The following is a 25645-nucleotide window of genomic DNA, read 5'->3' on the forward strand; positions in this document are numbered from 1 at the left end:
TCTCCACCCGTAGCTTAGGCCCAGGCGGCCATCTTCTTTTCGAGGTTGGCGCGGATCGCCTCGAAGAACTGCTCCGTGGTCATCCACGCCTGGTCGGGGCCGATCAGGAGCGCGAGATCCTTGGTCATCTGACCGGCCTCGACCGTCTCGATGCAGACCTGCTCCAGCGTCTCGGCGAAGCGGGTGACGTCCGGCGTGCCGTCGAACTTGCCGCGGAACGACAACCCTTGCGTCCAGGCGAAGATCGAGGCGATCGGATTGGTCGAGGTCTGCTTGCCCTGCTGATGCTGGCGGTAGTGACGCGTGACGGTGCCGTGCGCCGCCTCCGCCTCGACCGTCTTGCCGTCCGGCGAGAGGAGGACGGAGGTCATCAGGCCGAGCGAGCCGAAGCCCTGCGCCACGGTGTCCGACTGCACGTCGCCGTCGTAGTTCTTGCAGGCCCAAACGAACTTGCCGCTCCACTTCAGTGCGGAGGCGACCATGTCGTCGATCAGGCGGTGTTCGTAGACGATGTTCTTCGCCTTGAACTGGTCCGCGAACTCCGCGTCGAACACCTCCTGGAACAGGTCCTTGAAGCGACCGTCATAGGCCTTGAGGATCGTGTTCTTGGTGGAGAGGTACAGCGGCCAGCCGCGATCAACCGCATAGTTCATGCTGGCGCGGGCGAAGTCGCGAATCGAGTCGTCGAGGTTGTACATGCCCATCGCGACGCCGGCGGAGGGGAAGTTGAACACCTCGTGCTCGATTTCCTGCCCGTCCTCACCGGTGAAGACCAGCTTCAGCTTGCCCTTGCCGGGAACAAGGAAATCGGTGGCGCGATACTGGTCACCGAAGGCGTGACGGCCAATGACGATCGGGTCGGTCCAGCCGGGGACGAGCCGGGGGACGTTCTTGATCACGATCGGCTCGCGGAAAACGACGCCGCCAAGGATGTTGCGGATCGTGCCGTTCGGCGACTTCCACATCTTCTTCAGCTTGAATTCTTCGACGCGCGCCTCGTCCGGCGTGATCGTCGCGCATTTCACGCCGACGCCGTACTCCTGAATTGCCTTGGCACTGTCGATCGTGACCTGATCGTCGGTCGCATCGCGATGCTCCATACCCAGGTCGAAATACTTCAGGTCAATGTCGAGATAAGGGAGGATCAGCCGCTCGCGGATCCACTGCCAGATGATGCGGGTCATCTCGTCGCCGTCGAGCTCTACGACGGGGTTTTTTACCTTGATCTTGGCCATGGGATCTCCGCTTCCAGGTTGCCGGTATCGCCGCGTCGTCTAGGCAAAGGTGCCGGGGGGATCAACCAGATGCGAACGGTTATCTGTCTTGGCGTTGTCACGCGGGTCCCGTCGCCCTAGAACGCGGCGATGGCGTCGCTCGAAAAGCCCGAAGTCGGGACCACCACCGTCCGTTACCGGATGCCCTCCGTCCATCCCGAGGGGCGCAAATATGCGGTGATCGCAGGCGCGATCAGCCTGTTCTTCGCGCTGATGGCCTGGGAGACCCTAGCCTGGCCGATGGCGGGGATCACGCTTTGGGTACTCGCATTCTTCCGCGATCCCATTCGCGTGACGCCACGCGGTGACGGGCTGATCGTCGCGCCAGCCGACGGGCTTGTCACGATGATCACCCCGGTGCCGGTGCCGCGCGAACTGGCGGGTGAGGAGGGGCTTGGCGACGTGCCGCTGATCCGCGTCTCTATCTTCATGTCGGTGTTCGACGTTCACATTAATCGCAGTCCGATCGCGGGTACGGTGAAGCGGGTGGTCTATATCGCCGGCAAATTCCTCAACGCCGATCTCGACAAGGCGAGCGAGGAGAACGAGCGCCAGCACTTCATCGTCGAGGGATTCGACGGAACACGGATCGGCTTCACCCAGATCGCGGGGCTTGTCGCCCGGCGGATCGTGCCATTCGCAAAATCCGGCGACATCGTCGCGGCGGGCCAGCGCATCGGCCTGATCCGCTTCGGCAGCCGCGTCGATGTGTTCCTGCCCGCCGGCACCGCGCCGCTCGTCGCCCTCGGCCAGCGCACGCTGGCGGGGGAGACGGTGCTCGGCAAGCTTGGCGAGCCGGTGCGCGTCGAGGGGGTGTCTCAGTAAGGTGGCGCTGAAAACCAGCCCCCGCCTGGCGCGCGGCCTGCCTCTCCGCGCGCTGGCACCGAATGCGATCACCGCGCTCGCCTTGTGCTTCGGGTTGACGGGCGTCCGCTTCGCCATTGCGGAAGAGTGGGAGCGGGCGATCGCCGCGATCGTCATCGCCGCCTTTCTGGACGGGATGGATGGCCGCGTCGCCCGGCTGGTGCGCGGCGAGACCCGGTTCGGAGCAGAGCTCGAACTCACTGTCTGACGTGATCGCCTTCGGCGTGTCGCCCGCGATCGTGATCTACCTCTGGTCCTTGCAGCATTATCCGCAGGCCGGCTGGATCTTCGCGCTCAGCCATGCGGTGTGCTGTGCGCTTCGCCTAGCTAGGTTCAACGCCGCTATAGACGCCGCTGAGCAACCGCATAAGAAGGCGGGATTCTTCACGGGCGTGCCTTCACCCGCCGGAGCGGGTCTCGCCTTGCTGCCGCTCTACATGTGGCTGTGGACAGGTATGGATGTGTTCCGGGCTGCCATCGTGGTGGCACCCTGGACGGCGTTCGTCGCCTTCCTGATGATCTCGAATGTCGCGACGTTCAGCCCGGCGATCCGTCTGCGGCCCTCGATGCGACTGCCCGCATTGGTGGTCATGGCGCTCGTCGCAGGCTCGCTGATCAGCGCGCCCTGGCCCGCGCTATCGCTGTTGATGATCGCCTATGTCGGTTCGATCCCGTTCAGCATCCGCCGCTATGCGCGGATCAGGCGGCAGCGCGCGCCTTCCGCAATGCCGGCCGGATCGCCGCCGCCGGGGCCATCCGCACCCGCCGCTTGACCGACACGCGCGGGCTGAACGGGCGATAGGGCTGCCGCTGCGGCAAGCCGAGAGCGCGCGCCACTTCGCCGCGCGATTCCCACAAGGATCCGCCGATCACCGCGAGGCCGAGCGCGAGCGTGCCGAGAAAATAGGCCGAGGAAACAAACGCGAGCATCACGGTCTTCCTTTCATTCCCGAGGCTTGCCGGGCGAGGTGAGAACCTGCCCGCTTGAGCTGAGTTCCATATGTTCATGTTCTGTTCTGTTTACAAGCCTTGATTTTGCAACGGTTCGGCGCTAACGGCCGCCGCTCCACATGCAGGATGCACATACCGGTGCCGGGTTTGACCTGGTTCACTGTCCTGCAGAGGCTTAACCGGAAGGAGAATGAATTATGGCGGCTCCTGTCGTCACCATGCAGGAATTGCTCGAGGCCGGCGCTCACTTCGGCCACCAGACCCACCGCTGGAACCCGAAGATGAAGCCGTACATCTTCGGCGATCGCAACGGCGTCCACATCCTCGACCTCTCGCAGACCGTTCCGCTATTCGCCCGTGCGCTCGACTTCGTGTCGGGCACGGTGGCGCGCGGCGGCAAGGTGCTGTTCGTCGGCACCAAGCGTCAGGCGCAGGATCCCATCGCGGAAGCGGCGCGCAAGGCCGGCCAGCATTACGTCAACCATCGGTGGCTGGGCGGCATGCTCACCAACTGGAAGACGATCTCCGGCTCGATCAAGCGCTACAAGGCCCTTGAGGAGCAGCTGGCGGGCGACACCGCGGGCCTGACCAAGAAGGAAGTCCTGCAGCTCACCCGCGAGCGCGACAAGTTCGAGCTGAGCCTCGGCGGCATCCGCGACATGGGCGGCATTCCGGACGTGATGTTCGTGATCGACGCCAACAAGGAAGAGCTGGCGATCAAGGAAGCCAACACGCTGGGCATCCCGGTCGTCGCGATCCTCGACTCGAACGTCTCGCCCGAGGGCATCGCCTTCCCGATCCCGGCGAACGACGACGCCAGCCGCGCGATTCGTCTCTACTGCGACGCGATCGCCGAGGCGGCGACCCGTGGCAATCAGGGCGGCCGCGCTGCCCGTGGCGAGGATCTGGGCGCGATGATCGAGCCGCCGGCGGAAGCCGCGCTGGCGTAACACGCCCGATCGCCTGTGGGCGTCATCGACACGACATGGCGGGGCGGCATAGGTCGCCCCGCTTCATTTCAGACTGATTGAAAGGATGTGACATGGCGGAGATCACCGCTGCGGCCGTGAAGGACCTGCGCGAGCGCTCGGGCGCCGGCATGATGGACTGCAAGAAGGCGCTGACCGAAACAGGTGGCGACATGGAAGCCGCCGTCGACTGGCTGCGCACGAAGGGCCTTGCCACCGCCGCCAAGAAGTCGGGCCGCACCGCGGCCGAGGGCCTCGTCGGCGTTGCGGTCGAGGGCAAGAAGGGCGCGGCCGTCGAGGTCAACTCCGAGACCGACTTCGTCGCCAAGAACGACCAGTTCCAGGACTTCGTTCGCACCGTGTCTCAGCTGGCGCTGACCACCGGCGACAGCATCGAGGCGCTGGCGGCGGCCCCGTATCCGGGCACCGAGGGCAGCGTGCAGGACAAGCTGACCGCGAACGTCGCGACGATCGGCGAGAACCAGCAGCTGCGCCGCGCCAAGGTGGTGTCGGTGAACGAGGGCGCGGTCGTGTCCTACGTCCACAACGCCGCCGGCACCGGCATCGGCAAGATCGGCGTGCTGGTCGCGCTCGAAGGTTCGGCCCCGGTCGAGAAGATCGAGGCGCTTGGCAAGCAGCTCGCCATGCACATCGCTGCCGCGTCGCCGCTGGCGCTGCACGAAGAGGGTCTGGACGAGGCGCTCGTCGAGCGCGAGCGTGCCATCGCCGCCGAGAAGGCCGGCGAGAGCGGCAAGCCCGCCAACATCATCGAGAAGATGATCGAGGGTGCGATAGCCAAGTTCCGTAAGGAGAATGCGCTGCTCAGCCAGCTCTTCGTCATGGACAACAAGACGAAGATCGCCGACGTGATCCAGGCGGCGGCCAAGGATGCCGGCGGCTCCATCGCGCTGACGGATTACGTCCGGTTCCAGCTCGGCGAGGGAATCGAGAAGGAAACCAGCGACTTCGCGGCGGAAGTTGCGGCGGCGGCTGGGGTCAACTGAGGGCAAACCTCGGTTCACCTTAGGAATGCTTGTGAGCGGCGCGGACCTCTTCTAAGGTCCGCGCCGCTTTCATTTTCAGCCACGGAAAACGCCTTAGTGACGCAGCGCCCGCGCTATCAACGCATCCTGCTCAAGCTGTCAGGCGAGGTCCTGATGGGCCAGGGCGCCTTCGGCATCGACTCGATCACCGTCGCGCGGGTGGCAGGCGAGATCGCCGCCGCGCGTGAAGCGGGGCATCAGGTCTGCGTGGTCGTGGGCGGCGGGAACATCTTCCGCGGCCTTGCGGCGGCTGCAAAAGGTTTCGAGCGGAGCAGCGCCGACTACATGGGCATGCTCGCCACGGTGATGAACGCGCTGGCCGTGCAGAACGCGCTGGAGCAGATCGGCGTGGATACGCGCGTCATGTCGGCCATTCCGATGCCGCAGGTGTGCGAGGCGTATATCCGCCGCCGCGCGATCCGGCATATGGAGAAGGGCCGTATCGTCATCTTCGCGGCGGGAACCGGCAACCCGTTCTTCACCACCGACACCGGCGCCGCGCTGCGTGCCGCCGAGATGAACTGCGACGCGCTGTTCAAGGGAACCTCGGTCGACGGCGTCTACGATGCCGATCCCAAGAAGGTGCCGGATGCGACGCGCTATGAAACAGTGACGTTCAGCCGGGTGCTCAGCGATGACCTGAAGGTCATGGACGCGAGTGCGGTGGCACTCTGCCGCGACAACGACATCCCGATCGTCGTCTTCAACATCCGCGAGACCGGCAATCTGGCTTCGGTCCTTGCGGGCGAGGGGACCGCCACGGTCGTGCTCAACGAAGGAAATGCATGATGCCCGCTTACGACAAGGCTGATCTCGAGCGCCGCATGAACGGCGCGGTCGAAGCGCTGAAGAGCGATCTCGTAGGCCTGCGGACCGGGCGGGCGTCGGTCAACCTGCTCGATCCGATCACCGTCGAGGTCTATGGATCGCAGATGCCGCTCAATCAGGTGGCGACGGTGTCTGCGCCGGAGCCGCGCCTGCTGTCGGTGCAGGTCTGGGACAAGTCTTCGGTCGGGCCGGCCGACAAGGCGATCCGTTCCGCGGGCCTGGGCCTCAACCCCATCGTCGATGGCCAGACGCTTCGCATCCCGATCCCCGACCTGACGGAGGAGCGCCGCAAGGAACTCGCCAAGCTGGCCGGGCAATATGCGGAAAAGGCGCGCGTCGCCGCCCGCAACGTTCGCCGCGACGGCATGGACAACCTCAAGACCGACGAGAAGAAGGGCGAGATCAGCGAGGACGAGCGCAAGAAGCGCGAGACCGAGGTGCAGAAGCTGACCGACAGCACGATCGCGGAGATCGATGCCGCCGCCGCCGCCAAGGAAAAGGAAATCCTCGGCAAGTGAGCTCCGCGCCGGCACCCGCGATACCGCCGGCAGGCGGCGGCGCCGGGCCGGTGCCGCGCCATGTCGCCATCATCATGGACGGCAATGGCCGCTGGGCGAAGCGCCGGCACCTGCCGCATTTGGCGGGCCATCGCCAGGGTGCGGAAGCGGTGCGCAAGACCATCGAGGCGGCGGCCGAGATGGGGATCGAGGCGCTCACCCTCTACGCCTTCTCATCGGAGAACTGGCGGCGTCCGGAGGATGAGATCAGCGGCCTCATGTCGCTCCTCAAGCATTTCCTGCGGATGGAACTCGGCCGCTTCCATAAGAACGGTCTCAGGTTGCAAGTGATCGGCGACTACCGCTGCTTTCCGGCGGATGTCGTGGACATGCTGGACGACGCCGTGGCGCATACCGCGCCGAACAGCGGGATGATCGTGGCGCTCGCGCTCAACTACGGATCGCAGCGGGAGTTGACGGAGGTCGCCCGCTCGATCGCGCTCGACGTGCGCGATGGGCGGCTGCGCGCCGAAGACATCGACGAGCGCGCGATCGAGGCGCGGCTCGATACGGCGAGCCTGCCGCCGCTCGATCTCTTGATCCGCACGTCCGGGGAGGTGCGGCTGTCGAACTTTTTGCTCTGGCAGGCGGCTTATGCCGAGTTCCTGTTCATCGATACGCTTTGGCCGGATTTCGACGGCGAGACGCTGGCGGCCGCGTTGGACGTCTTCGCGCGTCGTGAGAGGCGGTTCGGCGGTCGATGACCGATGCGGTCATCAAGCGTTCCGACCTTCCCGTCCGCCTCGCCACCGGTGTCACGGCGATCGTGGTGGCGGTCGCATGCTTGTGGATTGGCGGCTGGGCATTCTGGGCGCTGGTTACCGCCGCCGCGCTGTTGATGGCAGCGGAATGGGCGGGGCTGATGCACCTGCCGCGCCCCGCGATCATCGGCACGGTGCTGGCGATCGCCGGGCCGATGATCGTGGCGTCGCCGCTGGGTGCCGGGCCGGGAGAGGCGGCACTGGCCGCCGCAGCGGTGGCAGCTTCGGTGCTTGCCATATTCGGCCGCAGCGCGAGGCTCGGCCTCGGTATTCTTTACGCAGGATTTCCGGCCATCGCGCTCCTCTATCTCCGCGGCTGGCATGCGGACGCGACGCCATTCCCGCTGCTTCTCACATTGTGGACGATGGGGACGGTGTGGATGACGGACATCGGCGCCTATTTCGCGGGACGTGCGATCGGCGGGCCGAAGCTGTCCCCGCGCATCAGCCCGAACAAGACATGGGCCGGTTTGGGCGGCGGGATGGTCGCGAGCGGGCTATTTGGACTGTTCTTCGGGACTCTTGCCGGTGCTCCGCTGGCGATGGCAGCCTGGCTTCTGCTGATCGGCGCGGGGCTCGCGGTGCTGGCGCAGATGGGCGACCTCTTCGAGAGCTGGCTCAAGCGTCAGGCGGGCGTGAAGGATAGCGGTCGTTTCCTGCCCGGCCATGGCGGCGCGCTCGACCGCCTCGATGGGCTGGTGCCGGTCGCCTGCGTCGTCGCTCTGCTGGTGGCGGCACGGGGATGAAGACGATCACCATCCTGGGAGCGACCGGCTCGATCGGCACCTCGACGCTGGATCTTGTCGAGCGGGAGCCGGACCGGTTCGAAGTCGTGGCGCTTACCGCCAACAGCGATGTGGCGGGACTCTCCGCCGCTGCACGCAGAACGGGTGCCAAGTTCGCGGCGATCGGGGATGCTGCCCTGCTCGGCGAACTGCGCGCGGCACTTGCCGGAACCGGAACCGAGGCGGGGGCGGGGGAGGGTGCCGTGGCCGAAGCCGCATCAATGGGCGCGGACTGGACGATGGCGGCGATCGTCGGTGCGGCCGGGCTTCGCCCCACCATGCGCGCGCTGGAAGGCGGCGGGACGGTCGCGCTGGCCAACAAGGAATCGCTGGTCTGCGCGGGCGCGGTGATGACGCAGGCCGCCAGGCGGCATGGTGCGACGCTGCTGCCGGTGGATTCCGAGCACAACGCGATCTTTCAATGCTATGACCACGACGCACCCGAGCGGATATCGCGCGTCATCCTGACGGCGAGCGGCGGACCGTTCCGGACATGGACGACGGAGGAGATGCGCAGCGTCCCGCCGGAGCGCGCGGTGCAGCATCCGAACTGGTCGATGGGCGCGAAGATCTCGATCGATTCCGCGACCTTGATGAACAAGGGTCTGGAGCTGATCGAGGCGCATCACCTGTTCCCGATCGGCGCGGAAAGGTTCGAGGTGCTGGTTCACCCGCAGTCGGTGGTCCATTCGATGGTGGAGTATGTCGACGGGTCGGTCCTCGCCCAGTTGGGCACGCCCGATATGCGCACCCCGATCGCGCATACGCTCGCCTGGCCCGATCGGATGGAGACACCCTGCGCCCGCCTGGATCTCGCGAAAGTGGGCCGGCTCGACTTCGAAGCGCCGGATCTCGGTCGCTTCCCCGCATTGGGCCTTGCCCTTGCCGCCCTGAAGGCGGGCGGCGCGCGGCCGGCGGTGCTCAACGCGGCGAACGAAGTAGCGGTTGCCGCTTTCCTTGGTAAACGGCTCGGTTTCCTCGATATTGCCGCAATCGTGCAGGAGGTTCTGGACGACATCGATCCGCCGGCGCCCGAGTCGCTGGACGATGTTTTCACGGTCGACGCGCTGGCCCGTGCCGCCGCCGCCCGCCGGATGGAGAGGCTCGCCGCATGACGGTTCAGAACCCCGGTCTGCTGTGGACGGTGCTCAGCTTCGTCCTGCTGATCGGCCCGCTCGTCTTCATCCATGAGATGGGGCACTATCTCGCCGGGCGCTGGTGCGGAGTGAAGGCGGATGTGTTCTCAATTGGCTTCGGACGCGAGCTGATCGGGTGGGACGACCGTCGGGGGACTCGGTGGAAGGTCTCGGCCCTGCCGCTCGGCGGGTATGTGAAGTTCGCCGGTGACATGAACCCGGGTAGCCAGCCCGATCCGAAATGGCTGGCCCTGCCGCCCGAAGAGCGCGCGCAGACGTTCCAGGCGAAAGCGATCTGGCAGAAGCTGATCATCATCGCGGCGGGACCTGCCGCCAATTTCCTGTTCGCGATCGCCGTCTTCGCCGTCCTGTTCGGCACCTACGGCGTTCCGCGTACCCCGGCCATCGCGGGCAGCGTGATGCCGCAATCGGCGGCGGAACAGGCGGGCATTCAGCCGGGCGACCGCATCCTCAGCGTCGGTGGCAGGACGGTCGAGCGCTTCGAGGACATCCAGGAGGTCGTCTCGATCCGCCCGGCGACCGCGCTCGACCTGGAATACAGCCACAAGGGCCGGATCGTCTCGACCACGGTCACGACGGGCGTCGACATCCGTCGGGACAATTTCGGTAATGAGGCACGTATCGGCCTGCTCGGCTTGACGCCCGCCGGCCGCGCCATCGTGCCGCTGAAATGGTACCAGGTGCCTGGTGAGGCGGTCGGCTACACCTGGGCGATCGTCAAGGTGATGGTGGTGACCACCAAGCAGCTGATCCTCGGCGAGAGATCAGTCAAGGAGATGGCGGGGCCGATCGGCATGGCGCGGCTGGCCGGGCAGCAGGCGACGCTCGGCTGGCTCGACTTCGTCACCTTCATGACCTTGATCTCGATAAATCTGGGGTTCATCAACCTCCTGCCAGTTCCCATGCTGGATGGCGGGCATCTCCTCTTCTACACGCTGGAGGGGCTGCGCGGACGGCCGATCGGCCAGAAGGTGCAGGAATGGGCGTTCCGGTCGGGCCTGGCATTGCTGCTCGCCTTGATGATGTTCGTCACGCTCAACGATCTCAATACCATCGGGCTATGGCGGGGTATCGCCGGGTTGATTGCAGAGGGCTGATCGGGCAGGGGGCTTTCCGGGCAGGCTCGCCGCAACGAAGCGGCAACAAGGTTCCAGAGCGAGGGCTGAAAGCGCGTGACATCTTCTGACGTTCGGAGCGGCGGACGCCGTTACGCTTCGGCCCTCCTGATCGGCACCATGCTGGGCGGTATCGCGCTTCCGGTCTCTGCGCAGGACGCACCAGCTGCTTCCTCAAGCCTGGCTCCGCCCGCCGCCGGCGGGATCGTGTCTCAGATTCAGGTCGTCGGTGCCGAGCGACTGGAGCCGGATACCGTCCGCTCCTACCTGAAGCTGCGCCCCGGCCAGCCTTATACCAGCGCCGACCTCGACCAGGCGCTGAAGGACCTTTACGCGACCGAGCTGTTCACCGACGTTCAGATCCGCGACAATGCCGGCACGCTGGTCATCACCGTGCGCGAGAACCCGGTGGTCAACCGCATCGTGCTGGAAGGCAACAAGCGGCTGAAGGAAGACAAGATTCGGCCGGAGATCAAGCTGGCGCCGCGCCAGATCTTCAGCCGATCCAAGGTGCGCGCCGACGTCGCCCGCATCGTCGAACTCTACCGCCGCCAGGGCCGCTTCGCCGCGACGGTCGAGCCGAAGATGGTCACGCTCGACCAGAACCGCGTGGACGTCGTGTTCGAGATCAGCGAGGGGGCCAAGTCCAAGGTCCGCCAGATCAACATCATCGGCAACGAGAAGTTCTCCGACGGGCAGCTGCGGTCGCAGATGGCGACCAAGCAGGCCCGCTTCTTCCGCATCTTCTCCTCCGGCGACAGCTATGATCCGGATCGCCTTGCCTATGACCAGCAGAAGCTCCGCCAGTTCTACCTGACGGAGGGCTATGCCGACTTCCGCGTCGCCTCGGCCGTCGCAGAGCTGACGCCGGACAAGCGCGACTTCATCATCACCTATGTGGTCGAGGAAGGCCCGCGTTATAAGTTCGGCGACATCGACGTTCAGAGCGACATCCGCGACCTGAAGGCCGAGACGCTGAAGCCGCTGGTGCCGGTGAAGAAGGGCGACTGGTACAACGCCAAGACGATCGAGGACACGGTCGACCGGATGACCGAGACGGCGGGCCTGGTCGGCTACGCCTTCGCCGAGGTCAATCCCGACTTCCGCCGCGACAAGGACGCGCTGACCATGTCGGTGACCTTCAAGGTCGCCGACGCGCCGCGCGTCTATGTCGAGCGGGTCGACATCAACGGCAACACCAATACCCGAGACAAGGTGGTTCGCCGCGAGTTCCGGCTGGCCGAGGGCGATGCGTTCAACAGCGTGCGCGTCAAGCGCTCGACCGACCGCATCAAGTCGCTCGGCTACTTCCAGGAAAACTTCGAGATCGAGCAGAAGCCAGGCTCGGCGCCCGACCGCGTCATCCTGGAGGCGAATGTCGAGGAGAAGTCGACCGGCGAACTGCAGGTCTCGGCCGGCTATTCCAGCCTTGAAAAGTTCATTGTCGATCTCAACGTCACGCAGCGCAATTTCATGGGCAAGGGCCAGGAACTGCGCACCGGCGTCAGCTGGTCGAAATACTCCAAATCGGTCAATGCGGGCTTCACCGAGCCTTATCTGTTCGACAAGAACATCGCGCTCGGCTTCGACGTGTTCCGTCGCGAGTACAACTCGTTTAACTATCGCGGCAACGGCGACCGCAACACGACGTACGAGCAGACGACCACCGGCTTCCAGATCCGCACGGGCATCCCGTTGACCGAATTCTGGTCACTGGCGCTGCGCTACGGCTTGTCCTTCGACGACGTGAGCTTGGACAAGGATCAGTTCTACTCGGACCGTGTGACGCCGGGCGTACCGGAGTGCGATCCGATCCTGGCCGGCCGCTATCTCTGCGATGCGATCGGCAAGCGCACCACTTCTTCGCTCGGCTATTCGCTGGTCTACAGCACGCTCAATAACGGCATCCGGCCGACGAGGGGCCACCGGTTCGTCTTCAGCCAGGATTTCGCGGGCGTCGGTGGCAACGTGAAGTATCTGCGCACGCGCGCCGAGGCGTCGAAGTACTTCAACCTGGGCAGCGGCTTCATCTTCTCGACCTCTGCAGAGGGTGGCTACATCAAGGGCCTGGGGCAGCAGGTGCGCCTCGTCGATCGCTTCCAACTGGGCCAGCCGGAACTGCGCGGCTTCGACATCCGCGGCGTCGGGCCTCGCGTGCTGCGCGTGCCGTACAACACGGCCATCAAGGGCTTCGTGGCCGAGAACGACGACAGCGTTCGCGATGACGCGCTCGGCGGCAACGCCTATTACCAGGGCCGTCTCGAACTCGAGATCCCGATCGGTGCCGGCGGGCGCGAGATGGGCCTAAGGCCGTCGCTCTTCATGGACATGGGCGCCGTCTTCAACGTGCGGAAGCCGGAACTGGTCAATGAGGATGGTGCCCAGACCGCCGACTTCGATCTGGGTCCTTTGCTCGATACCGAAGGTCGTCAGCTGTATCTCGCTGGCGGTACGACATACACCATTTGCCCCAAGGGTTTGCCCGACAGCAACGGCGTGTGCCAAGGTACGACCTCAAACGCCATTCAGCGCCGGACTTTTCCAGCATTCCAGGAGCGTTTCTACGGCGACACCTGGAAGCCGCGTCTCTCCATCGGCTTCGGCGTGAACTGGCGTTCGCCTTTCGGACCGTTCCGTATCGACATCGCCAAGGCCCTGCTAAAGTACAAGGGCGACGACACCAAACTCTTCAGCTTCAACGTGGGAACGCAATTCTGATGAAGAACATCCTGACCATTGCCGCGCTGGCCGCTTCCGCCGCCGCGCTTCCGACCGTCGCCGTGGCGCAGTCGGCCCCGAATGCAGTCATCGTCACGGTCGACACCCAGCGGATCTATGCCGAGTGCACCGCCTGCAAGGCCGCCCAGGCGCAGCTTCAGTCGCAGGCGCAGGCGCTGCAGGCGCTGGCCCAGCAGCTGCAGACGCCGCTGCAGACCGAGGCCGAAGGCCTTCGCACCGCGCTCGCGGGCAAGACGCCGGAAACCGCCGACGCCGCCACCAAGGCGCGCATCACCGCGTTCCAGACGAAGCAGCAGCAGGCTCAGCAGCAGCTTCAGCAGCGTGAGCAAAGCGTTCAGCGCAACCGCGCCTATGTGCTGGAGCAGATCAACAACCGCCTGAACCCGATCGTCACCCAGGTGATGCAGGCACGGAAGGCCAATCTCGCCATCGATACACAGGCGACCCTGGCCGCGGCTTCGTCGATCGACGCCACCAACGACGTGCTGGCGCAGCTCAACAGCCAGCTGCCGAGCGTGGCGACCACGGCGCCGGCCGCCGCCGCCGCGCCTGCCGGCCAGCCGTCGCGCTGATCGCCGTATGAGCGAAGGCGAAGCGCCGGCGTCGCGCGGGCCGATCGACGTGGCCGGCGTGATGGCGGCCTTGCCGCACCGCTATCCGATGCTGCTGGTCGATCGTGTCGAGGAGTTGATCCCCGACCGATCGATCGCTGCGATCAAGGCGGTGACGATCAACGAGGGCTTCTTCCAGGGGCATTTCCCTGGGCGGCCGATCATGCCGGGTGTGCTCATCGTGGAGGCGCTCGCCCAGGCGGCGGGCGTGCTCGCGGTCGAGTCCCTCGGGCTCTCCGGCTCCGGCAAGCTCGTCTACTTCATGGCGATCGACGAGGCGAAGTTTCGCGTCCCCGTCGAGCCGGGGTGCCTGCTCCGGCTTGAGGTCGAGTTCGTGCAGAAGCGGGCGAGCGTCTGCAAGTTCTCGGGCAAGGCGCTGGTCGACGGCAAGGTCGCGGCGCAGGCGAATTTCACCGCGATGATCGCCGATCCGCCGAAGGCCGGATAGCCTCTCCACCGCCCGATTGACCTTTTCACCCGCGCCCGCTATCGGCGCGGCCTTCCTCCGCACCCGGTCGGAAACCGGGCGCTTTCCGGAGTTTGTGACATGAAGAAGAACATCCACCCCGACTACCACATGATCAAGGTGCAGATGACCGACGGTACCGTGTACGAGACCCGCTCCACCTGGGGCGCGGAAGGCGACACGCTGCTCCTCGACATCGATCCGCTCGCGCATCCGGCCTGGACCGGTGGGCGTGGCCAGATGCTCGACACCGGCGGTCAGGTGGCGCGCTTCAACAAGCGCTTCGGAGGTCTCACGCTCGGCAAGAAGTAAGCGTCGGGCGGGCTTGCCCGCCGGCGTTTGCCAAGCTACGTTCGCGCTTCGTTCTGATCCGAGGCGCGCGTGGACCTACTTGTCGTCCTTCTACCGATCGTTGCCATCGTCGCGCTGCTGATCGGCTACCTCATGGGTGGCCGACCAGCCGCGGCACTTCGTCGCGATCTGGACGCGCAGGGCGCTGTGCTGCGTGCGGCCGAACTGCGCGCGGTCGAGGCGGAGGCGCAGGGCAGGGAGCTGCCGCCGCTCCGTTTGATCGTCGACGAGGTCCGGCGGGAGCGGGATGCCGCCCTGACCGAACTCGCGCGCGCCGACGAACGGCAGCGCGCGCATGAGGCGCAGGTGGCCGCGCTCCGCGACGCCAAGGACGCGCTCTCCGCACAGTTCAGCGAGATCGGCCAGCGGCTGCTCGGCGACGCGCAGAAGGCCTTTCTGGAGCGCGCCGACCAACGCTTCGCCCAGGCAGGCGAGAAGAGCGAGGAGAAGCTCAAGGCGCTGCTCAATCCCGTTGGCGAGACGCTGAAGCGCTACGAGGAGGGCCTCGCCAAGGTCGAGAAGGAGCGGGCGGGAAGCTATGGCGAGCTGAAGGAGGCGATCACCCAGCTTACCCAAGGCAACGACCTCGTCAGGCGCGAGACGCAGCGGCTGGCCAATGTCATGCGGTCGAGCCCCAAGGCGCGGGGGCGCTGGGGCGAGGAGCAGTTGAAGAACATCCTCGTCGCGGCCGGGCTCGCCGAGAACGTGGACTTCGCGCTGCAGACGTCGGTGAGCGACGGAGAGCGGCAACTGCGCCCTGATTGTATCGTCAATCTGCCCGGTGAGCGGTGCATCGTCATCGACGTCAAATGCCCGCTGGTTCATTTTGAGCAGGCCTTCGATGAGGAGGATGAGGGGCGTCGCGGCGAATTGCTGCTCCAGCATGCGGGCGCGTTGAAGAGCTATGCCAACGACCTTGGCCGAAAGGGATATTGGCGGCAGTTCGATCGCTCGCCCGATTTCGTCATCATGTTCGTGCCCGGCGAGCATTTCCTGTCCGCTGCGGCCGAACGTGCTCCGGACCTCATCGAGAGCGCGTTCAAGAACGGGGTCATCGTCGCCTCGACCATCAACATGCTCGCGCTTGCCAAGGTGATGGCGGGCATGTGGCGCCAGGAGTCGCTGGCGCAACAGGCGCAGGAGATCGCCGTCCTAGGCAAGGATCTTTACGCCCGCCTGACGACGATGGGCGGCCATGTCGCGAAGCTCGGCCGTAATCTCGGTCTCGCGAGCGGTGCCTATAACGATTTCGTCGGCAGCTTGGAGAGCCAGGTGTTGACGCAGGCGCGCCGGTTCGAGGCGTTGAAGATCGAAACGGGCGGCAAGACCATCGACACTCTGCCGGTCGTCGAGGCTGCGATCAGGCCGCTGACGAAGCTCGCAACCGTAGAAGAGGGCGATCGTTCAGCGGCGCGACAGACCTGACCGGATATCGAGCGGCGGGTACAAGCAACGGGAGAGGTTGCGATGATGAAGGCATTTGCGGTCGGCATGGTTTTGGGTGGCGTGATGACCCTCGGGCTGGCGCCGGCCGACGCGAAGACACGGCAGGAGCGGAGGGAGGCGGCGATCGCCGCCGCCAAGCCGGCCGGTGACCCGGTCAGCTGCATCCCGCTGAACCAGATCCGCGAGACGCGGGTGCGCAGCGACACCATCATCGACTTCATCATGGATGGCCGTAAGGCCTATCGCGTGACCCTCCCCAACAGCTGCCCGGGCCTCGGTTTCGAGGAGCGCTTCTCCTACAAGACCTCGCTGTCGCAGTTGTGTTCGACCGACATCATCACCGTGCTGCGGACGGGTGGTCCGGGCCTGATGCCCGGTGCCTCATGCGGGCTGAGCGAATTCCAGCCTGTGACCGGCGTGAAGTAGCGGTCCGGACCGGCTTTCGTCACTGGCTGATCGAAGGTCTGGTCAGCCGCCGCGCCGCTGTCGCAGAACCTCATACGCCATCACCGCCGTGGCTACGGCCGCGTTGAGGCTGTCCGCCTTGCCGAGCATCGGGATCTTGACGAGGCGATCGCACGCCGCCTCGTACTCCGGCGGGAGACCGGATTGCTCGTTGCCGACAACGATGAAGGTCGGGGCGGGGCCGAGCGGCTGGGTGTAGTCGGCATCGGTGTTGAGGCTGGTGCCGACGAGCTCGCCCGGTCCTGCACGTAGCCATGCGAGGAAGGTTTCCCAGCGCGCCGCGGCGATCGTCTGCGTGAACAGCGCGCCCATCGAAGCGCGCACCGCCTCGACCGAGAACGGATCGGCACAGTCGTCGACCAGGATCACGCCGCCAGCCCCCACCGCGTCGCCCGTGCGCAGCAGGGTGCCGAGATTGCCGGGATCACGCAGGCTCTGCGCAACCAGCCAGATATCGGAGGCTGTGCGGTCGATCTGCGTCAGCGCGGTCCTGAACTCGCGATAGACGCCGACCACTGTTTGCGCGTTGTCCTTGCCCGACATCTTGCTGAGGATGTCGCGGTCGGTCTCGATCGCTTCGCCCCCGGCCGCTTCCGTGCGGACGATCAGGTCCTGCGCGAGCGGATGCGCCGCGCCCTCCCCAGTAAAGAAGAGGTATTTGGGCAGCCGTCCCGCCTCGCGCGCTTCGGTCAGGATGCGCAGACCCTCGGCCAGGAACAGCCCTTCCTTGCGCCTGGCCTTTTTGTCGCGAAGCGCGCGGACGCGCTTGACGAGCGGATTGGAAAAGGCGGTAATCGAGCGGGGCATGGAAGGGAGAGGGTGCTCAGTCTTCGCCGAACTTGGCTTCGACGAGACCCGCAAGCGCGCCGACCGCGTCATCGGCGCCGTTGCCCGCTGCCGAGATGACGATCGAGTCGCCCATCGCCGCGCCGAGCATCATCAGGCCCATGATTGAGGTGCCGGCCACTCGCGATCCGTCCTTCTCCACCTCGACAGTGGCGCTTTGCTGCGCGGCGAGGGTCACGAACTTCGCGCTGGCCCTTGCATGCAGGCCGCGGCGATTGGTGATGCGGACGGTGCGGGACGTTTCGCTCATGCCGCCTCGCCCAGAACCTCGGAAGCGACGGAGATGTACTTGCGCCCGGCTTCGCGCGCGGCGGCCACGGCAGCCTTGACCTTCATCGTCTTGCGCGCACCTTCCAGGCGGATCAGCATGGGCAGGTTGATGCCCGCGATCACCTCCACCCGGCCGGGCCGCATCAGCGAAATGGCGAGATTGGAGGGGGTGCCGCCGAACAGATCGGTCAGGATGATGACGCCATCACCCCCATCCACGTCGCCGACTGCGGTGGCGATGTCGGCGCGTCGCACCTCCATATCGTCATCCGGGCCGATACAGATCGACTCGATGGCGTCCTGTGGTCCCACCACATGCTCCATTGCCGTCACGAACTCGGCGGCCAAGCGGCCATGCGTTACCAGCACCAAACCGATCATCGAGCCACCCGAAACCTGTGTTTCCTGTTGAGCCTTCTCATCGTCTCCGGGTGCCTGATGCTACTCTGGCGGCAGGTCACGATGCAGGATGGTGGGCGAAAAACCCGAGTCACGCAACCGCTTAGCCATTGCTTCGGCGAAGTGGACGGAACGGTGCCTTCCTCCGGTACAGCCGAAAGCGACCGTGACGTATGATTTTCCCTCAGCGTGGTAGCGCGGGAGCAACAGTTCGATGAGGCCGCCAATCCGATCGAAGGCCGCTTCATAGGCGGGATCGGCGCGCACAAAGTCGCCGACACCCGAGTCCAGGCCGGTGAGCGGACGCAGGTCGGGATCCCAATGCGGATTGCGGAGAAAGCGCATGTCGAAGACGAGATCGGCGTTGCGCGGCACGCCTCGGGCGAAGCCGAAGGACTGGATCGAGAGGGTGAGCCCATCGCCCGCGCCACCGAAGCGATCGCGGAGGGTTTGCTGGAGCCGGTTGGTGGTCGTGCCAGTGGTGTCGATCACCATGTCCGCTGCATCGCGCAGCGGATCCAGCAACTCGTGCTCGCGCAGGATGCCGTCGGTGACCGGCCGTTCGAGGGCGAGAGGGTGGCGCCGCCGCGTTTCGGAGAAGCGGCGCTCCAACTCGGCGGCACCGCAGTCGAGGAACAGAAGCTCGACGACGCGCTCGCCGGTACGCCGGAGGCTCTCGATCTGCCGGAGGATGCGGACAGGCTCGAAATCGCGGGTGCGACTGTCGATACCGAAGGCGAGGGGGCGATCGGCTTCGCCTGCGGCCGGCATCGCAAGGAGGCGGTCGAGAAGGCGGATAGGAAGATTGTCGACCACCTCCCAACCAAGATCCTCGAAGGTCTTGAGCGCCGTGGTCTTGCCGGCGCCAGCAAGTCCGGTGACGAGGAGGATGCGATCGGTCATGGGGCGATGCCGTGCTTCAGGGCGAGTTCGACCTTGATCGGAGCGCTCCCTTCGAATGGCGCGATCGAGACGAGCGGCACCGTCACGCCTTCATGGGTCCAACAGGCCGGATGTGGCATACGTTCCACCGAGGGGACCAGGGTGACGGCCAACGCCACTTCGATGTTGACGGTGAAAGCGACGGGCGTGATGCCGATGCCGCGCACCTCGATCTTCCCAGCGATGTTATCGGGAGGTCGCGCACGAAGGCCGCTGCCGCTGACGGTAAGAACGGTATAGTCGTCGCTGATCAGTATCGCGCCGCGATCGATAAGCCGCAGCGCCAAGTCGGACTTGCCCGACCCCGATGGACCCAAGATGAGGACGCCCCGCCCGCCGATCGCAACCGCGCTGGCATGGATGGGTGTGCTCACAACGCCGCGATCGGCAGGCGGAAGACAAAACGGGCGCCGGGCTGACCATCGTCTCGATCCTCGACATGGATGGTCCCGTGGTGCCCCTCCAGGATCGACTTCGCGATGGCAAGGCCAAGTCCGGAATGTCGCCCGAACACCTCGTTTTCCGGACGGTCGCTGTGAAAGCGTCTGAAGATCGTCTGCCGCGCGTCGGGCGGTACGCCGGGGCCTTCATCATCTACCGCCGCCACTACGTCCGGTCCGTCGCGTGTGACGCTGACCTGGACGAGGCCGCCTGCGGGCGAGAAGGAGACGGCGTTGTCGATCAGGTTTTCGAACACACGAGCAAGGCGCGACCCGTCGCCCAGGACCATCGCGGTCCCGGCATGGGGCCGGGCGAAGGCGACACGAACGTTGCCGTCTACACCCCGGTCCTCACGCGCGGCGACCAGCGATTGCGCGAGCAAGCCCAGGTCGATCAGCTCGAACCGGGTGCGCGACAGCTCGGCATCCATCCGCGTCGCCTCCGAGATGTCAGTGATCAGCCGGTCGAGCCGGGTCACGTCGTTGCGGATGACAGCGAGAAGCTGCGCCTGAAGGGACTCGTCCTTGACCATGCCCAGGCTCTCGATCGCCGAACGCAGCGACGCGAGCGGGTTCTTCAGCTCGTGCGTCACATCGGCGGCAAAGGCCTCCGTCGCGTCGATGCGGAGGCGCAGCGCCTGCGTCATGTCCGACAAGGCCCGGGCGAGCAGGCCGATCTCGTCATGACGCGACGGCAGGCGCGGCACCACCACATCGCGGGCGCGGCCGAGCCGCACGCGGTGCGCGGCGCGAGCAAGGCGACGGAGCGGGCGGACGATCGTCCGGGCGAGGAAGAGCGAGAGCAGCGTGGAGATCACCACCACCACCGCGAGCACGATTCCCAGTCGCAGCCGCTCCGCGCGGACGATCCGGACGATATCGCGCTGATTGGTGGTCAGCAGCAGCACGGCATTGCGCTGGCCCGGTATGGCGACCGCCGCGGAGATGACAGGGGTACGGTCCGGTGCGCGGCGGAGCTCGGTCGTCGCTTGGCCAGCTTCAATCGCGCGCCGCGCCTCCGGCCAATCGGCCAGAACCGTGTGGTCGCGTTCGCGGAAGCGGGCCGGCCGGTCGGCACCGGCCACCGTGTCGATGATCTTGTCCAGAAACCGGGCGACGTGGCGCTGCCAGGCCTCCTCGGCCGGATCGCGCAGGCGGTACGTCACGCGGCCGCGCGCCCAACTATCGAGTGCCTGCCGCTCGCCTTCGAACACGCGCAGGCGGCTGCGGGTCGCGGCACCCAGTCGCTCCATCAGAGCGAGCCGATGGTCGGGAGTCGAGACGGCATAGGCGTTGGCGATCAGCGTGGCTTGCGTCGCCGCCTGGTCCATCCGCGCGTCGATCAGCTGGGCGCGGTAGCTGTCGAGATAGAAGAACCCGCCGGCCAGCATCGCCAGCGCGAAAATGTTGACCGCCATGATCCGGCGGGTGAGCGACCAGCGGCGCGAGAGGCGCAGCTCAAGATCGCCGTCCTCATTCCTCCGCAAAGCGGTAACCGACGCCATAGAGCGTTTCGATGCCGTTGAATTCCGGATCGACCTGGCGGAACTTGCGGCGGAGGCGCTTGATGTGGCTGTCGATGGTGCGATCGTCGACATAGACGTCGTCCTGATAGGCCGCATCCATCAGCTGGTCGCGCGATTTCACGAAGCCCGGCCGCTGCGCCAGTGCCTCCAGGATCAGGAACTCGGTCACGGTGAGCGTGACGTCCCTGCCGCCCCAGCTGACCCGGTGCTTGGCGGGATCCATCGCTAGCCGACCGCGGGTGAGCGGCTGGGCGCTCGGTTCAGCCTCCGGGCTTCCTGCCGGTGCTGTCGGCTCGGCGCGACGCAGGATCGCGCGGATTCGCGCGATCAGAAGGCGTTGCGAGAACGGCTTGGAGATATAGTCGTCCGCGCCCATCGCGAGGCCGAGCGCCTCGTCCAGTTCGTCGTCCTTGGAGGTCAGGAAGATCACCGGCATGGCCGACTTTTCCCGAAGCCGGCGAAGGAGTTCCATCCCGTCCATGCGCGGCATCTTGATGTCGAGCACGGCGAGATCCGCAGGCGTCTCGCCGAGCGCCTTCAGCGCGGTTTCCCCATCGGTATAGACGCGCACGGAGAAGCCCTCGGCCTGGAGCGCGATCGACACGGAGGTGAGGATGTTGCGATCGTCATCGACGAGGGCGATCGACGCCGACATGAGCTATTCGCCCTCTTGGCTGGCAGGGCGGCCTGACTAGCCGAGCGCGGGGAGGAGGGTCAACCGGGCGGACGTTCCGCCGTCAACGACGCCTGGAGCGGCCCGCCGGCCCGACGACCATGGTGTCGCCTTCCACCGCCAGGATGCGGGCCTCGGCACCCTGAACCATGTACGGGCCGCGCGCCGCCCAAATGCGATCGTCCAGTTCCACCCGTCCCGCTCCATCAACGATCGCCTCGACGACCAAAGCACGACGGCCGACCGTCCGTCGAACGCGGGGCGGGGGAGCGGCGACCGGCGCGGGGAGCACGGAATTTCGCCTGCGCAGCCAGATCGCGGTGCCGAGTGAAAGAGCCAGGAAGAAGGCGAAGAGCAGGAACTGTACGGAGACCGGAACAAAGATAGCAAGGATCACGCCGCCGACTGCGAGCGCAGCAAGGCCGACCCAACCGAGAAAGCGCCGCGGCAGGAACAGCTCGGCACAGGCGAGGCAGGCCCCCGCCAGCAGCCACACCCATTGCGGGTCGATCCCCTCCTGTTCCATCCTCCGACTGCCCTCAGAAGTCTTTTCGCTTGCCCATGCCGACGCAGTTCGCGGCAGCGTAGGGTGGCCGCAGCTTAGTGCGGTTCGCAAGCGACCGGCAACGCGGAACGCTACCCAAGGGGTCTGGAAACCGTCACAGGCCCCACTTATAGAGCGGCACCGACTCCCGGAAAGGCGCGCGTATCATGGACATCAGGCTGGGACTCACCTTCGACGACGTGCTGCTGCGGCCCGGCGCGTCGAGCGTGCTGCCGAGCCAGGCCGACACGCGTACCAAGGTGACGCGCGCGATCAGCCTCAACATTCCGTTCCTGTCCTCCGCCATGGACACGGTCACCGAGGCAGACATGGCGATCGTCATGGCGCAGATGGGCGGGATCGGCGTCCTCCATCGCAATCTGACGCCGGAGGATCAGGCGGCCGCCGTCCGCGCGGTTAAGCGCTTCGAAAGCGGGATGGTGGTGAACCCGATCACCATCCAGCCGAACCAGACGCTTGCCGAGGCGCAGGACCTCATGGTCCGCCACAAGATCTCGGGCATTCCGGTGGTCGAGGCGTCGGGCAAGCTGGTCGGCATCCTTACCAATCGCGACGTGCGCTTCGCCGAGAACCCCGCCCAGCCCGTGTCGGAGCTGATGACCAGCCAGAACCTCGCGGTCGTGCCTGCCGGCGTCACCTCGGGCGAGGCGCGTCGGCTGCTGCACCAGCGCCGGATCGAGAAGCTGCTGGTGGTGGACGACGCCTATCGCTGCGTCGGGCTGATCACCGTCAAGGACATCGAAAAGGCGGTAAACTACCCGAACGCCACCAAGGACGAGGGCGGCCGCCTGCGCGTTGCCGCAGCCACCACCGTCGGGGACAAGGGCTATGAGCGCACCGAGGCGCTGATCGACGCGGAATGCGACCTGATCGTGATCGACACCGCGCATGGCCACAACATCGAGGTCAGTCGCGCGGTCGAGCGGGTGAAGAAGTTGTCGAACTCGGTGCAGATCGTCGCCGGCAATGTCGCGACGGCCGAGGCTGCGCGGGCGCTGATCGATGCGGGTGCGGACGGGATCAAGGTCGGCATCGGCCCGGGTTCGATCTGCACCACCCGGGTCGTGGCGGGCGTGGGCGTGCCGCAGCTGACGGCGGTGATGGAGGCAGCCGAAGAGGCCGCCAAGTCGAACGTGCCGGTGATCGCCGACGGCGGTATCCGCACCTCCGGCGACGTCGCCAAGGCGCTGGCGGCGGGCGCCGGCACGGTAATGATCGGCTCGCTGCTCGCCGGGACCGAGGAAGCGCCGGGAGAAACGTTCCTTTATCAAGGGCGTGCGTACAAGTCTTACCGCGGTATGGGAAGCGTGGGCGCGATGGCGCGCGGCTCGGCCGACCGCTATTTCCAGCAGGACATCAAGGACCAGATGAAGCTGGTGCCGGAGGGCATCGAGGGGCAGGTGCCGTATAAGGGGCCGGCCAAGGACGTGATCCACCAGCTTGTCGGCGGCGTGAAGGCGGCGATGGGCTATACCGGTGCGGAGACGATCGCCGATCTGAAGGAAAAGGCGAGCTTCATCCAGATCACCGGCGCGGGCCTGCGCGAGAGCCATGTCCACGATGTGACGATCACCCGAGAGGCGCCGAATTATCCGACGCGGTCGTAGTGGGTGCGGTGGTAACAGCCCGCCGTTCGTCCTGAGCGAAGTCGAAGGACGGCTCGCGAGGAGGGCGCATGTGACCCGCACTTCGACTTCGCTCAGTGCGAACGGCATGGACCTGACATGACCCCCCAAGCCCGCGTCCAGGCCGCGATCGACATCCTCGACGAGGTGATTACCGCAGCGCGTGGCGGCGGGGCGGCGGCGGACACGATCATCGCCCGCTATTTCAAGGCGCGGCGCTATGCCGGGTCGAAGGACCGTCGTGCCGTGCGCGATCATGTCTACGCCGCGATCCGCCGGGCGGGCGAGATCCCGGCGGATGGCCGCGCCGCGATGATCGGTGTGGCGCGTGACCGGCCCGAGATCGCCGCGCTTTTCGACGGAAGCGCGCATGGCCCGCAACCGATCGAACCCGGAGAGCTGTCCGCCAGTTCAGGCCTGGTGCCTCAGTGGCTGGAGGCACGTCTCTGTGAGAGCGTCGGTCTTGATGGCGTGGCTGCGTTGCTCGATCGCGCGCCGCTCGACTTGCGCGTGAACACGTTGCGGACGAGCCGGGATGCACTGCTCGACAGGCTGCCGGAAGCCCTGCCGACGCCGCATGCCCGCAACGGACTCCGCCTGCCGGAGGGGACCAATGTCGAGGCCCTCGATATCTGGACCGAAGGCCTGATCGAGATCCAGGACGAAGGCAGCCAGCTTCTTGCGCTCGCCGTGGGAGCGGGGGCCGGACAGACGGTTGTCGATCTTTGCGCCGGGGCAGGGGGCAAGACGCTCGCACTGGCGGCGGAGATGGGCGGGCAGGGGCGGCTGATCGCCTGCGACGCGGACCGAGGCCGCCTGTCACGGCTTGCTCCACGGGCGGCGCGGGCGGGCGCGGCGACGATGATCGAGATGCGCCTGCTGGATGGCGGGCGGGAATTGGAGGCACTCGGCGATCTTGTCGGAACGGCGGACGCGGTGCTGATCGACGCGCCATGCTCCGGCACCGGCACCTGGCGCCGCAATCCGGAGGCACGCTGGCGGCTCACGCCTGAAAGGCTCGCAAAGACCGTGGCGTTGCAGGCGCGGCTGATCGAGGTCGGCGCGGCGCTCGTGGCACCCGGCGGAACGCTGACCTATGCGGTGTGTTCGGTGCTGGACGAGGAGGGCGCGGCGCAGGTTGCGGCCTTTCTCGACAGGATGGATGGCTGGTCGGTCGATCGTCCGTCCTTGCCGGCGGGCCGGTCGCGGGGAGCGGGGATGATGCTCGATCCCGCCCATGACGAGACCGACGGCTTTTTTGTCGCGAGGCTCAGGCGAAGATGCTAGCCTTTGACTCGCAACGGATTTTGGAGATCGTCATGCGCTTCACCCCCGTAACGCTGGCCATGGCTCTCGCGCTCGCCACCGTGTCCAGCATGGGACAAAGCGCCAAGCCCGATGACCAGATCGATCCCCGCTCGACCGCGCTGGTGACCGAGGCCGAGGCGGCGCGGGTGGGCGGCAACCTGACCCGCGCGCAGGATCTTCTGGAAACCGCACTCGCCGTCGATCCGCGCAACCGCAAGGCCTATGTGGCGATGGGCCGCGTCGCACGGGACCAGGGTCTGCCGGGCAAGGCGATCCGCGTCTATGGCGATGCGCTGCAGATCGATCCCAACGATGTCGCCGCGATCGCGGGGCAGGGCGAGGCGATGGTGCAGAAGGGTGCTGTCGAGCGCGCCCGGCTGAACCTCGCGCGCTTGCAGAAGCTCTGCAAGGCGCCTTGCCCCGCACAGACGCAGTTGGCCGCCGCGATCGAGAAGGGTCCGCCGCCGGTCGTCCAGACGGCTGCCGCCGCGCCGACCGCCGTTCCGCCCAAGGGGCAGGAAAAGACTACAACGCAGCAATAGGGGCTGCTCTCCCTCGGCCGCTCACGCCCAATCGGTTCGCACTGAGCTTGTCGAAGTGCTAGCGCGACCGTTTCACTGGCGCTCCGACAGGCTCAGCGCGAGCGAGCGGATGGCGTGGATCGGACGGT

The 25645-nt window shown here is 66.2% G+C and carries 28 protein-coding genes and 1 pseudogene; 19 read left to right on the forward strand and 10 right to left on the reverse strand.

The features are described from left to right. Positions 1-14: 14 nt before the first annotated feature. On the reverse strand, positions 15-1235 hold the full coding sequence (locus ACM608_RS08405) for an NADP-dependent isocitrate dehydrogenase (RefSeq protein WP_419682771.1): 1221 nt from the start codon (positions 1233-1235) through the stop codon (positions 15-17). Between the two features lie 129 nt (positions 1236-1364). On the opposite strand from ACM608_RS08405, the gene ACM608_RS08410 reads away from it, so the two are divergent. Together ACM608_RS08410 and ACM608_RS08415 are read left to right on the forward strand one after the other, a co-directional pair. Further along, entirely contained in the window at positions 1365-2099 is a 735-nt protein-coding gene (locus ACM608_RS08410; RefSeq protein WP_419682772.1) for a phosphatidylserine decarboxylase, read from the forward strand. 7 nt (positions 2100-2106) lie between these two features. Then, a pseudogene (locus ACM608_RS08415) lies at positions 2107-2911 on the forward strand (CDP-alcohol phosphatidyltransferase family protein). Here the strand turns inward: ACM608_RS08415 and ACM608_RS08420 are convergent. After that, positions 2838-3068, reverse strand: a complete 231-nt coding sequence (locus ACM608_RS08420; protein ID WP_419682773.1) for a hypothetical protein — start codon at positions 3066-3068, stop codon at positions 2838-2840. The pseudogene ACM608_RS08415 and the gene ACM608_RS08420 overlap by 74 nt on opposite strands. A gap of 218 nt (positions 3069-3286) precedes the next feature. Between ACM608_RS08420 and rpsB the strand changes: the two genes are divergently transcribed. The 14 genes from rpsB to ACM608_RS08490 all read left to right on the forward strand — a co-directional run bounded on the left by rpsB (position 3287) and on the right by ACM608_RS08490 (position 16342). Further along, positions 3287-4039: a 30S ribosomal protein S2 gene (gene rpsB / locus ACM608_RS08425; protein WP_419682774.1), complete on the forward strand. Its 753-nt coding sequence runs from the start codon at positions 3287-3289 to the stop codon at positions 4037-4039. A 92-nt stretch (positions 4040-4131) separates the two neighbouring features. After that, the gene (tsf, locus tag ACM608_RS08430) at positions 4132-5061 is read left to right on the forward strand and encodes a translation elongation factor Ts (RefSeq protein ID WP_419682775.1); all 930 of its coding nucleotides are present in this window, start codon (positions 4132-4134) and stop codon (positions 5059-5061) included. A 96-nt stretch (positions 5062-5157) separates the two neighbouring features. Beyond that, positions 5158-5889 carry a UMP kinase gene (gene pyrH / locus ACM608_RS08435; protein ID WP_419682776.1) on the forward strand — a complete coding sequence of 244 codons (732 nt, stop codon included), beginning with the start codon at positions 5158-5160 and terminating at the stop codon, positions 5887-5889. Beyond that, positions 5889-6446 carry a ribosome recycling factor gene (gene frr / locus ACM608_RS08440; protein WP_419682777.1) on the forward strand — a complete coding sequence of 186 codons (558 nt, stop codon included), beginning with the start codon at positions 5889-5891 and terminating at the stop codon, positions 6444-6446. The genes pyrH and frr overlap by 1 nt, the downstream gene beginning before the upstream one ends. Then, positions 6443-7189 (forward strand): isoprenyl transferase, encoded by a 747-nt coding sequence (locus ACM608_RS08445; protein WP_419682778.1) that lies wholly within the window; start codon positions 6443-6445, stop codon positions 7187-7189. The genes frr and ACM608_RS08445 overlap by 4 nt, the downstream gene beginning before the upstream one ends. Next, positions 7186-7992: a phosphatidate cytidylyltransferase gene (locus ACM608_RS08450; RefSeq protein ID WP_419682779.1), complete on the forward strand. Its 807-nt coding sequence runs from the start codon at positions 7186-7188 to the stop codon at positions 7990-7992. Before ACM608_RS08445 ends, ACM608_RS08450 begins: the two co-directional genes overlap by 4 nt. Further along, positions 7989-9146, forward strand: coding sequence for a 1-deoxy-D-xylulose-5-phosphate reductoisomerase (locus ACM608_RS08455; RefSeq protein WP_419682780.1), 1158 nt, complete (start codon positions 7989-7991; stop codon positions 9144-9146). The genes ACM608_RS08450 and ACM608_RS08455 overlap by 4 nt, the downstream gene beginning before the upstream one ends. Continuing rightward, positions 9143-10285 (forward strand): RIP metalloprotease RseP, encoded by a 1143-nt coding sequence (rseP, locus tag ACM608_RS08460; protein ID WP_419682781.1) that lies wholly within the window; start codon positions 9143-9145, stop codon positions 10283-10285. Before ACM608_RS08455 ends, rseP begins: the two co-directional genes overlap by 4 nt. A gap of 138 nt (positions 10286-10423) precedes the next feature. Beyond that, the gene (gene bamA, locus ACM608_RS08465) at positions 10424-13021 is read left to right on the forward strand and encodes an outer membrane protein assembly factor BamA (RefSeq protein ID WP_419685143.1); all 2598 of its coding nucleotides are present in this window, start codon (positions 10424-10426) and stop codon (positions 13019-13021) included. Then, on the forward strand, positions 13021-13614 hold the full coding sequence (locus tag ACM608_RS08470) for an OmpH family outer membrane protein (protein ID WP_419682782.1): 594 nt from the start codon (positions 13021-13023) through the stop codon (positions 13612-13614). Before bamA ends, ACM608_RS08470 begins: the two co-directional genes overlap by 1 nt. 7 nt (positions 13615-13621) lie before the next feature. Further along, entirely contained in the window at positions 13622-14101 is a 480-nt protein-coding gene (gene fabZ, locus ACM608_RS08475) for a 3-hydroxyacyl-ACP dehydratase FabZ (protein WP_419682783.1), read from the forward strand. A gap of 99 nt (positions 14102-14200) precedes the next feature. Continuing rightward, positions 14201-14431 (forward strand): 50S ribosomal protein L31, encoded by a 231-nt coding sequence (gene rpmE / locus ACM608_RS08480; protein WP_419682784.1) that lies wholly within the window; start codon positions 14201-14203, stop codon positions 14429-14431. Positions 14432-14500: 69 nt separating this feature from the next. Continuing rightward, on the forward strand, positions 14501-15895 hold the full coding sequence (gene rmuC, locus ACM608_RS08485) for a DNA recombination protein RmuC (protein WP_419682785.1): 1395 nt from the start codon (positions 14501-14503) through the stop codon (positions 15893-15895). 42 nt (positions 15896-15937) lie between these two features. Further along, positions 15938-16342 carry a hypothetical protein gene (locus ACM608_RS08490; protein ID WP_419682786.1) on the forward strand — a complete coding sequence of 135 codons (405 nt, stop codon included), beginning with the start codon at positions 15938-15940 and terminating at the stop codon, positions 16340-16342. Between the two features lie 42 nt (positions 16343-16384). Here the strand turns inward: ACM608_RS08490 and ACM608_RS08495 are convergent, their stop codons facing one another. From ACM608_RS08495 to ACM608_RS08530, 8 genes are all read right to left on the reverse strand, one after another. Then, complete coding sequence (locus ACM608_RS08495) at positions 16385-17188, reverse strand: TrmH family RNA methyltransferase (RefSeq protein WP_419682787.1); 804 nt, start codon at positions 17186-17188, stop codon at positions 16385-16387. Positions 17189-17204: 16 nt separating this feature from the next. Then, entirely contained in the window at positions 17205-17477 is a 273-nt protein-coding gene (locus tag ACM608_RS08500) for an HPr family phosphocarrier protein (RefSeq protein ID WP_419682788.1), read from the reverse strand. Further along, positions 17474-17878, reverse strand: a complete 405-nt coding sequence (locus tag ACM608_RS08505; protein ID WP_419682789.1) for a PTS sugar transporter subunit IIA — start codon at positions 17876-17878, stop codon at positions 17474-17476. The genes ACM608_RS08500 and ACM608_RS08505 overlap by 4 nt, the downstream gene beginning before the upstream one ends. 60 nt (positions 17879-17938) lie before the next feature. Next, positions 17939-18799, reverse strand: coding sequence for an RNase adapter RapZ (rapZ, locus tag ACM608_RS08510; protein ID WP_419682790.1), 861 nt, complete (start codon positions 18797-18799; stop codon positions 17939-17941). Beyond that, entirely contained in the window at positions 18796-19212 is a 417-nt protein-coding gene (locus ACM608_RS08515; protein WP_419682791.1) for an HPr kinase/phosphorylase, read from the reverse strand. Before ACM608_RS08515 ends, rapZ begins: the two co-directional genes overlap by 4 nt. Beyond that, positions 19209-20783, reverse strand: a complete 1575-nt coding sequence (locus ACM608_RS08520) for an ATP-binding protein (RefSeq protein ID WP_419682792.1) — start codon at positions 20781-20783, stop codon at positions 19209-19211. The genes ACM608_RS08515 and ACM608_RS08520 overlap by 4 nt, the downstream gene beginning before the upstream one ends. Next, positions 20752-21459 (reverse strand): response regulator, encoded by a 708-nt coding sequence (locus ACM608_RS08525; protein ID WP_419682793.1) that lies wholly within the window; start codon positions 21457-21459, stop codon positions 20752-20754. The genes ACM608_RS08520 and ACM608_RS08525 overlap by 32 nt, the downstream gene beginning before the upstream one ends. Before the next feature lie 82 nt (positions 21460-21541). Beyond that, positions 21542-22003, reverse strand: coding sequence for an NfeD family protein (locus tag ACM608_RS08530; protein WP_419682794.1), 462 nt, complete (start codon positions 22001-22003; stop codon positions 21542-21544). 185 nt (positions 22004-22188) lie between these two features. Here ACM608_RS08530 and guaB point away from each other — a divergent pair, with 185 nt between their 5' ends. The 3 genes from guaB to ACM608_RS08545 all read left to right on the forward strand — a co-directional run bounded on the left by guaB (position 22189) and on the right by ACM608_RS08545 (position 25517). Then, positions 22189-23649 carry an IMP dehydrogenase gene (gene guaB, locus ACM608_RS08535; protein ID WP_419682795.1) on the forward strand — a complete coding sequence of 487 codons (1461 nt, stop codon included), beginning with the start codon at positions 22189-22191 and terminating at the stop codon, positions 23647-23649. Between the two features lie 117 nt (positions 23650-23766). Beyond that, positions 23767-24954 (forward strand): RsmB/NOP family class I SAM-dependent RNA methyltransferase, encoded by a 1188-nt coding sequence (locus ACM608_RS08540; protein ID WP_419682796.1) that lies wholly within the window; start codon positions 23767-23769, stop codon positions 24952-24954. Between the two features lie 32 nt (positions 24955-24986). Then, positions 24987-25517 (forward strand): tetratricopeptide repeat protein, encoded by a 531-nt coding sequence (locus tag ACM608_RS08545; protein WP_419682797.1) that lies wholly within the window; start codon positions 24987-24989, stop codon positions 25515-25517. Positions 25518-25645: the final 128 nt, after the last annotated feature.

This window comes from Sphingomonas sp. ID0503 (genome assembly GCF_048565625.1).
Lineage (GTDB): Bacteria > Pseudomonadota > Alphaproteobacteria > Sphingomonadales > Sphingomonadaceae > JBLZUR01.

What these genes read in the sequence shown, in the direction of transcription:
- ACM608_RS08420 (WP_419682773.1), bottom strand. Translation starts at nt 3,068, where the DNA reads ATGCTCGCGTTTGTTTCCTCGGCCTATTTTCTCGGCACGCTCGCGCTC.
- ACM608_RS08540 (WP_419682796.1), top strand. Translation starts at nt 23,767, where the DNA reads ATGACCCCCCAAGCCCGCGTCCAGGCCGCGATCGACATCCTCGACGAG.
- ACM608_RS08520 (WP_419682792.1), bottom strand. Translation starts at nt 20,783, where the DNA reads ATGGCGTCGGTTACCGCTTTGCGGAGGAATGAGGACGGCGATCTTGAG.
- rapZ (WP_419682790.1), bottom strand. Translation starts at nt 18,799, where the DNA reads ATGACCGATCGCATCCTCCTCGTCACCGGACTTGCTGGCGCCGGCAAG.
- ACM608_RS08410 (WP_419682772.1), top strand. Translation starts at nt 1,365, where the DNA reads ATGGCGTCGCTCGAAAAGCCCGAAGTCGGGACCACCACCGTCCGTTAC.
- ACM608_RS08490 (WP_419682786.1), top strand. Translation starts at nt 15,938, where the DNA reads ATGATGAAGGCATTTGCGGTCGGCATGGTTTTGGGTGGCGTGATGACC.
- ACM608_RS08530 (WP_419682794.1), bottom strand. Translation starts at nt 22,003, where the DNA reads ATGGAACAGGAGGGGATCGACCCGCAATGGGTGTGGCTGCTGGCGGGG.
- tsf (WP_419682775.1), top strand. Translation starts at nt 4,132, where the DNA reads ATGGCGGAGATCACCGCTGCGGCCGTGAAGGACCTGCGCGAGCGCTCG.
- ACM608_RS08470 (WP_419682782.1), top strand. Translation starts at nt 13,021, where the DNA reads ATGAAGAACATCCTGACCATTGCCGCGCTGGCCGCTTCCGCCGCCGCG.
- ACM608_RS08405 (WP_419682771.1), bottom strand. Translation starts at nt 1,235, where the DNA reads ATGGCCAAGATCAAGGTAAAAAACCCCGTCGTAGAGCTCGACGGCGAC.
- fabZ (WP_419682783.1), top strand. Translation starts at nt 13,622, where the DNA reads ATGAGCGAAGGCGAAGCGCCGGCGTCGCGCGGGCCGATCGACGTGGCC.
- ACM608_RS08545 (WP_419682797.1), top strand. Translation starts at nt 24,987, where the DNA reads ATGCGCTTCACCCCCGTAACGCTGGCCATGGCTCTCGCGCTCGCCACC.
- guaB (WP_419682795.1), top strand. Translation starts at nt 22,189, where the DNA reads ATGGACATCAGGCTGGGACTCACCTTCGACGACGTGCTGCTGCGGCCC.
- ACM608_RS08525 (WP_419682793.1), bottom strand. Translation starts at nt 21,459, where the DNA reads ATGTCGGCGTCGATCGCCCTCGTCGATGACGATCGCAACATCCTCACC.
- ACM608_RS08495 (WP_419682787.1), bottom strand. Translation starts at nt 17,188, where the DNA reads ATGCCCCGCTCGATTACCGCCTTTTCCAATCCGCTCGTCAAGCGCGTC.
- rpmE (WP_419682784.1), top strand. Translation starts at nt 14,201, where the DNA reads ATGAAGAAGAACATCCACCCCGACTACCACATGATCAAGGTGCAGATG.
- bamA (WP_419685143.1), top strand. Translation starts at nt 10,424, where the DNA reads ATGCTGGGCGGTATCGCGCTTCCGGTCTCTGCGCAGGACGCACCAGCT.
- ACM608_RS08505 (WP_419682789.1), bottom strand. Translation starts at nt 17,878, where the DNA reads ATGATCGGTTTGGTGCTGGTAACGCATGGCCGCTTGGCCGCCGAGTTC.
- ACM608_RS08450 (WP_419682779.1), top strand. Translation starts at nt 7,186, where the DNA reads ATGACCGATGCGGTCATCAAGCGTTCCGACCTTCCCGTCCGCCTCGCC.
- rseP (WP_419682781.1), top strand. Translation starts at nt 9,143, where the DNA reads ATGACGGTTCAGAACCCCGGTCTGCTGTGGACGGTGCTCAGCTTCGTC.
- ACM608_RS08500 (WP_419682788.1), bottom strand. Translation starts at nt 17,477, where the DNA reads ATGAGCGAAACGTCCCGCACCGTCCGCATCACCAATCGCCGCGGCCTG.
- ACM608_RS08455 (WP_419682780.1), top strand. Translation starts at nt 7,989, where the DNA reads ATGAAGACGATCACCATCCTGGGAGCGACCGGCTCGATCGGCACCTCG.
- rpsB (WP_419682774.1), top strand. Translation starts at nt 3,287, where the DNA reads ATGGCGGCTCCTGTCGTCACCATGCAGGAATTGCTCGAGGCCGGCGCT.
- frr (WP_419682777.1), top strand. Translation starts at nt 5,889, where the DNA reads ATGCCCGCTTACGACAAGGCTGATCTCGAGCGCCGCATGAACGGCGCG.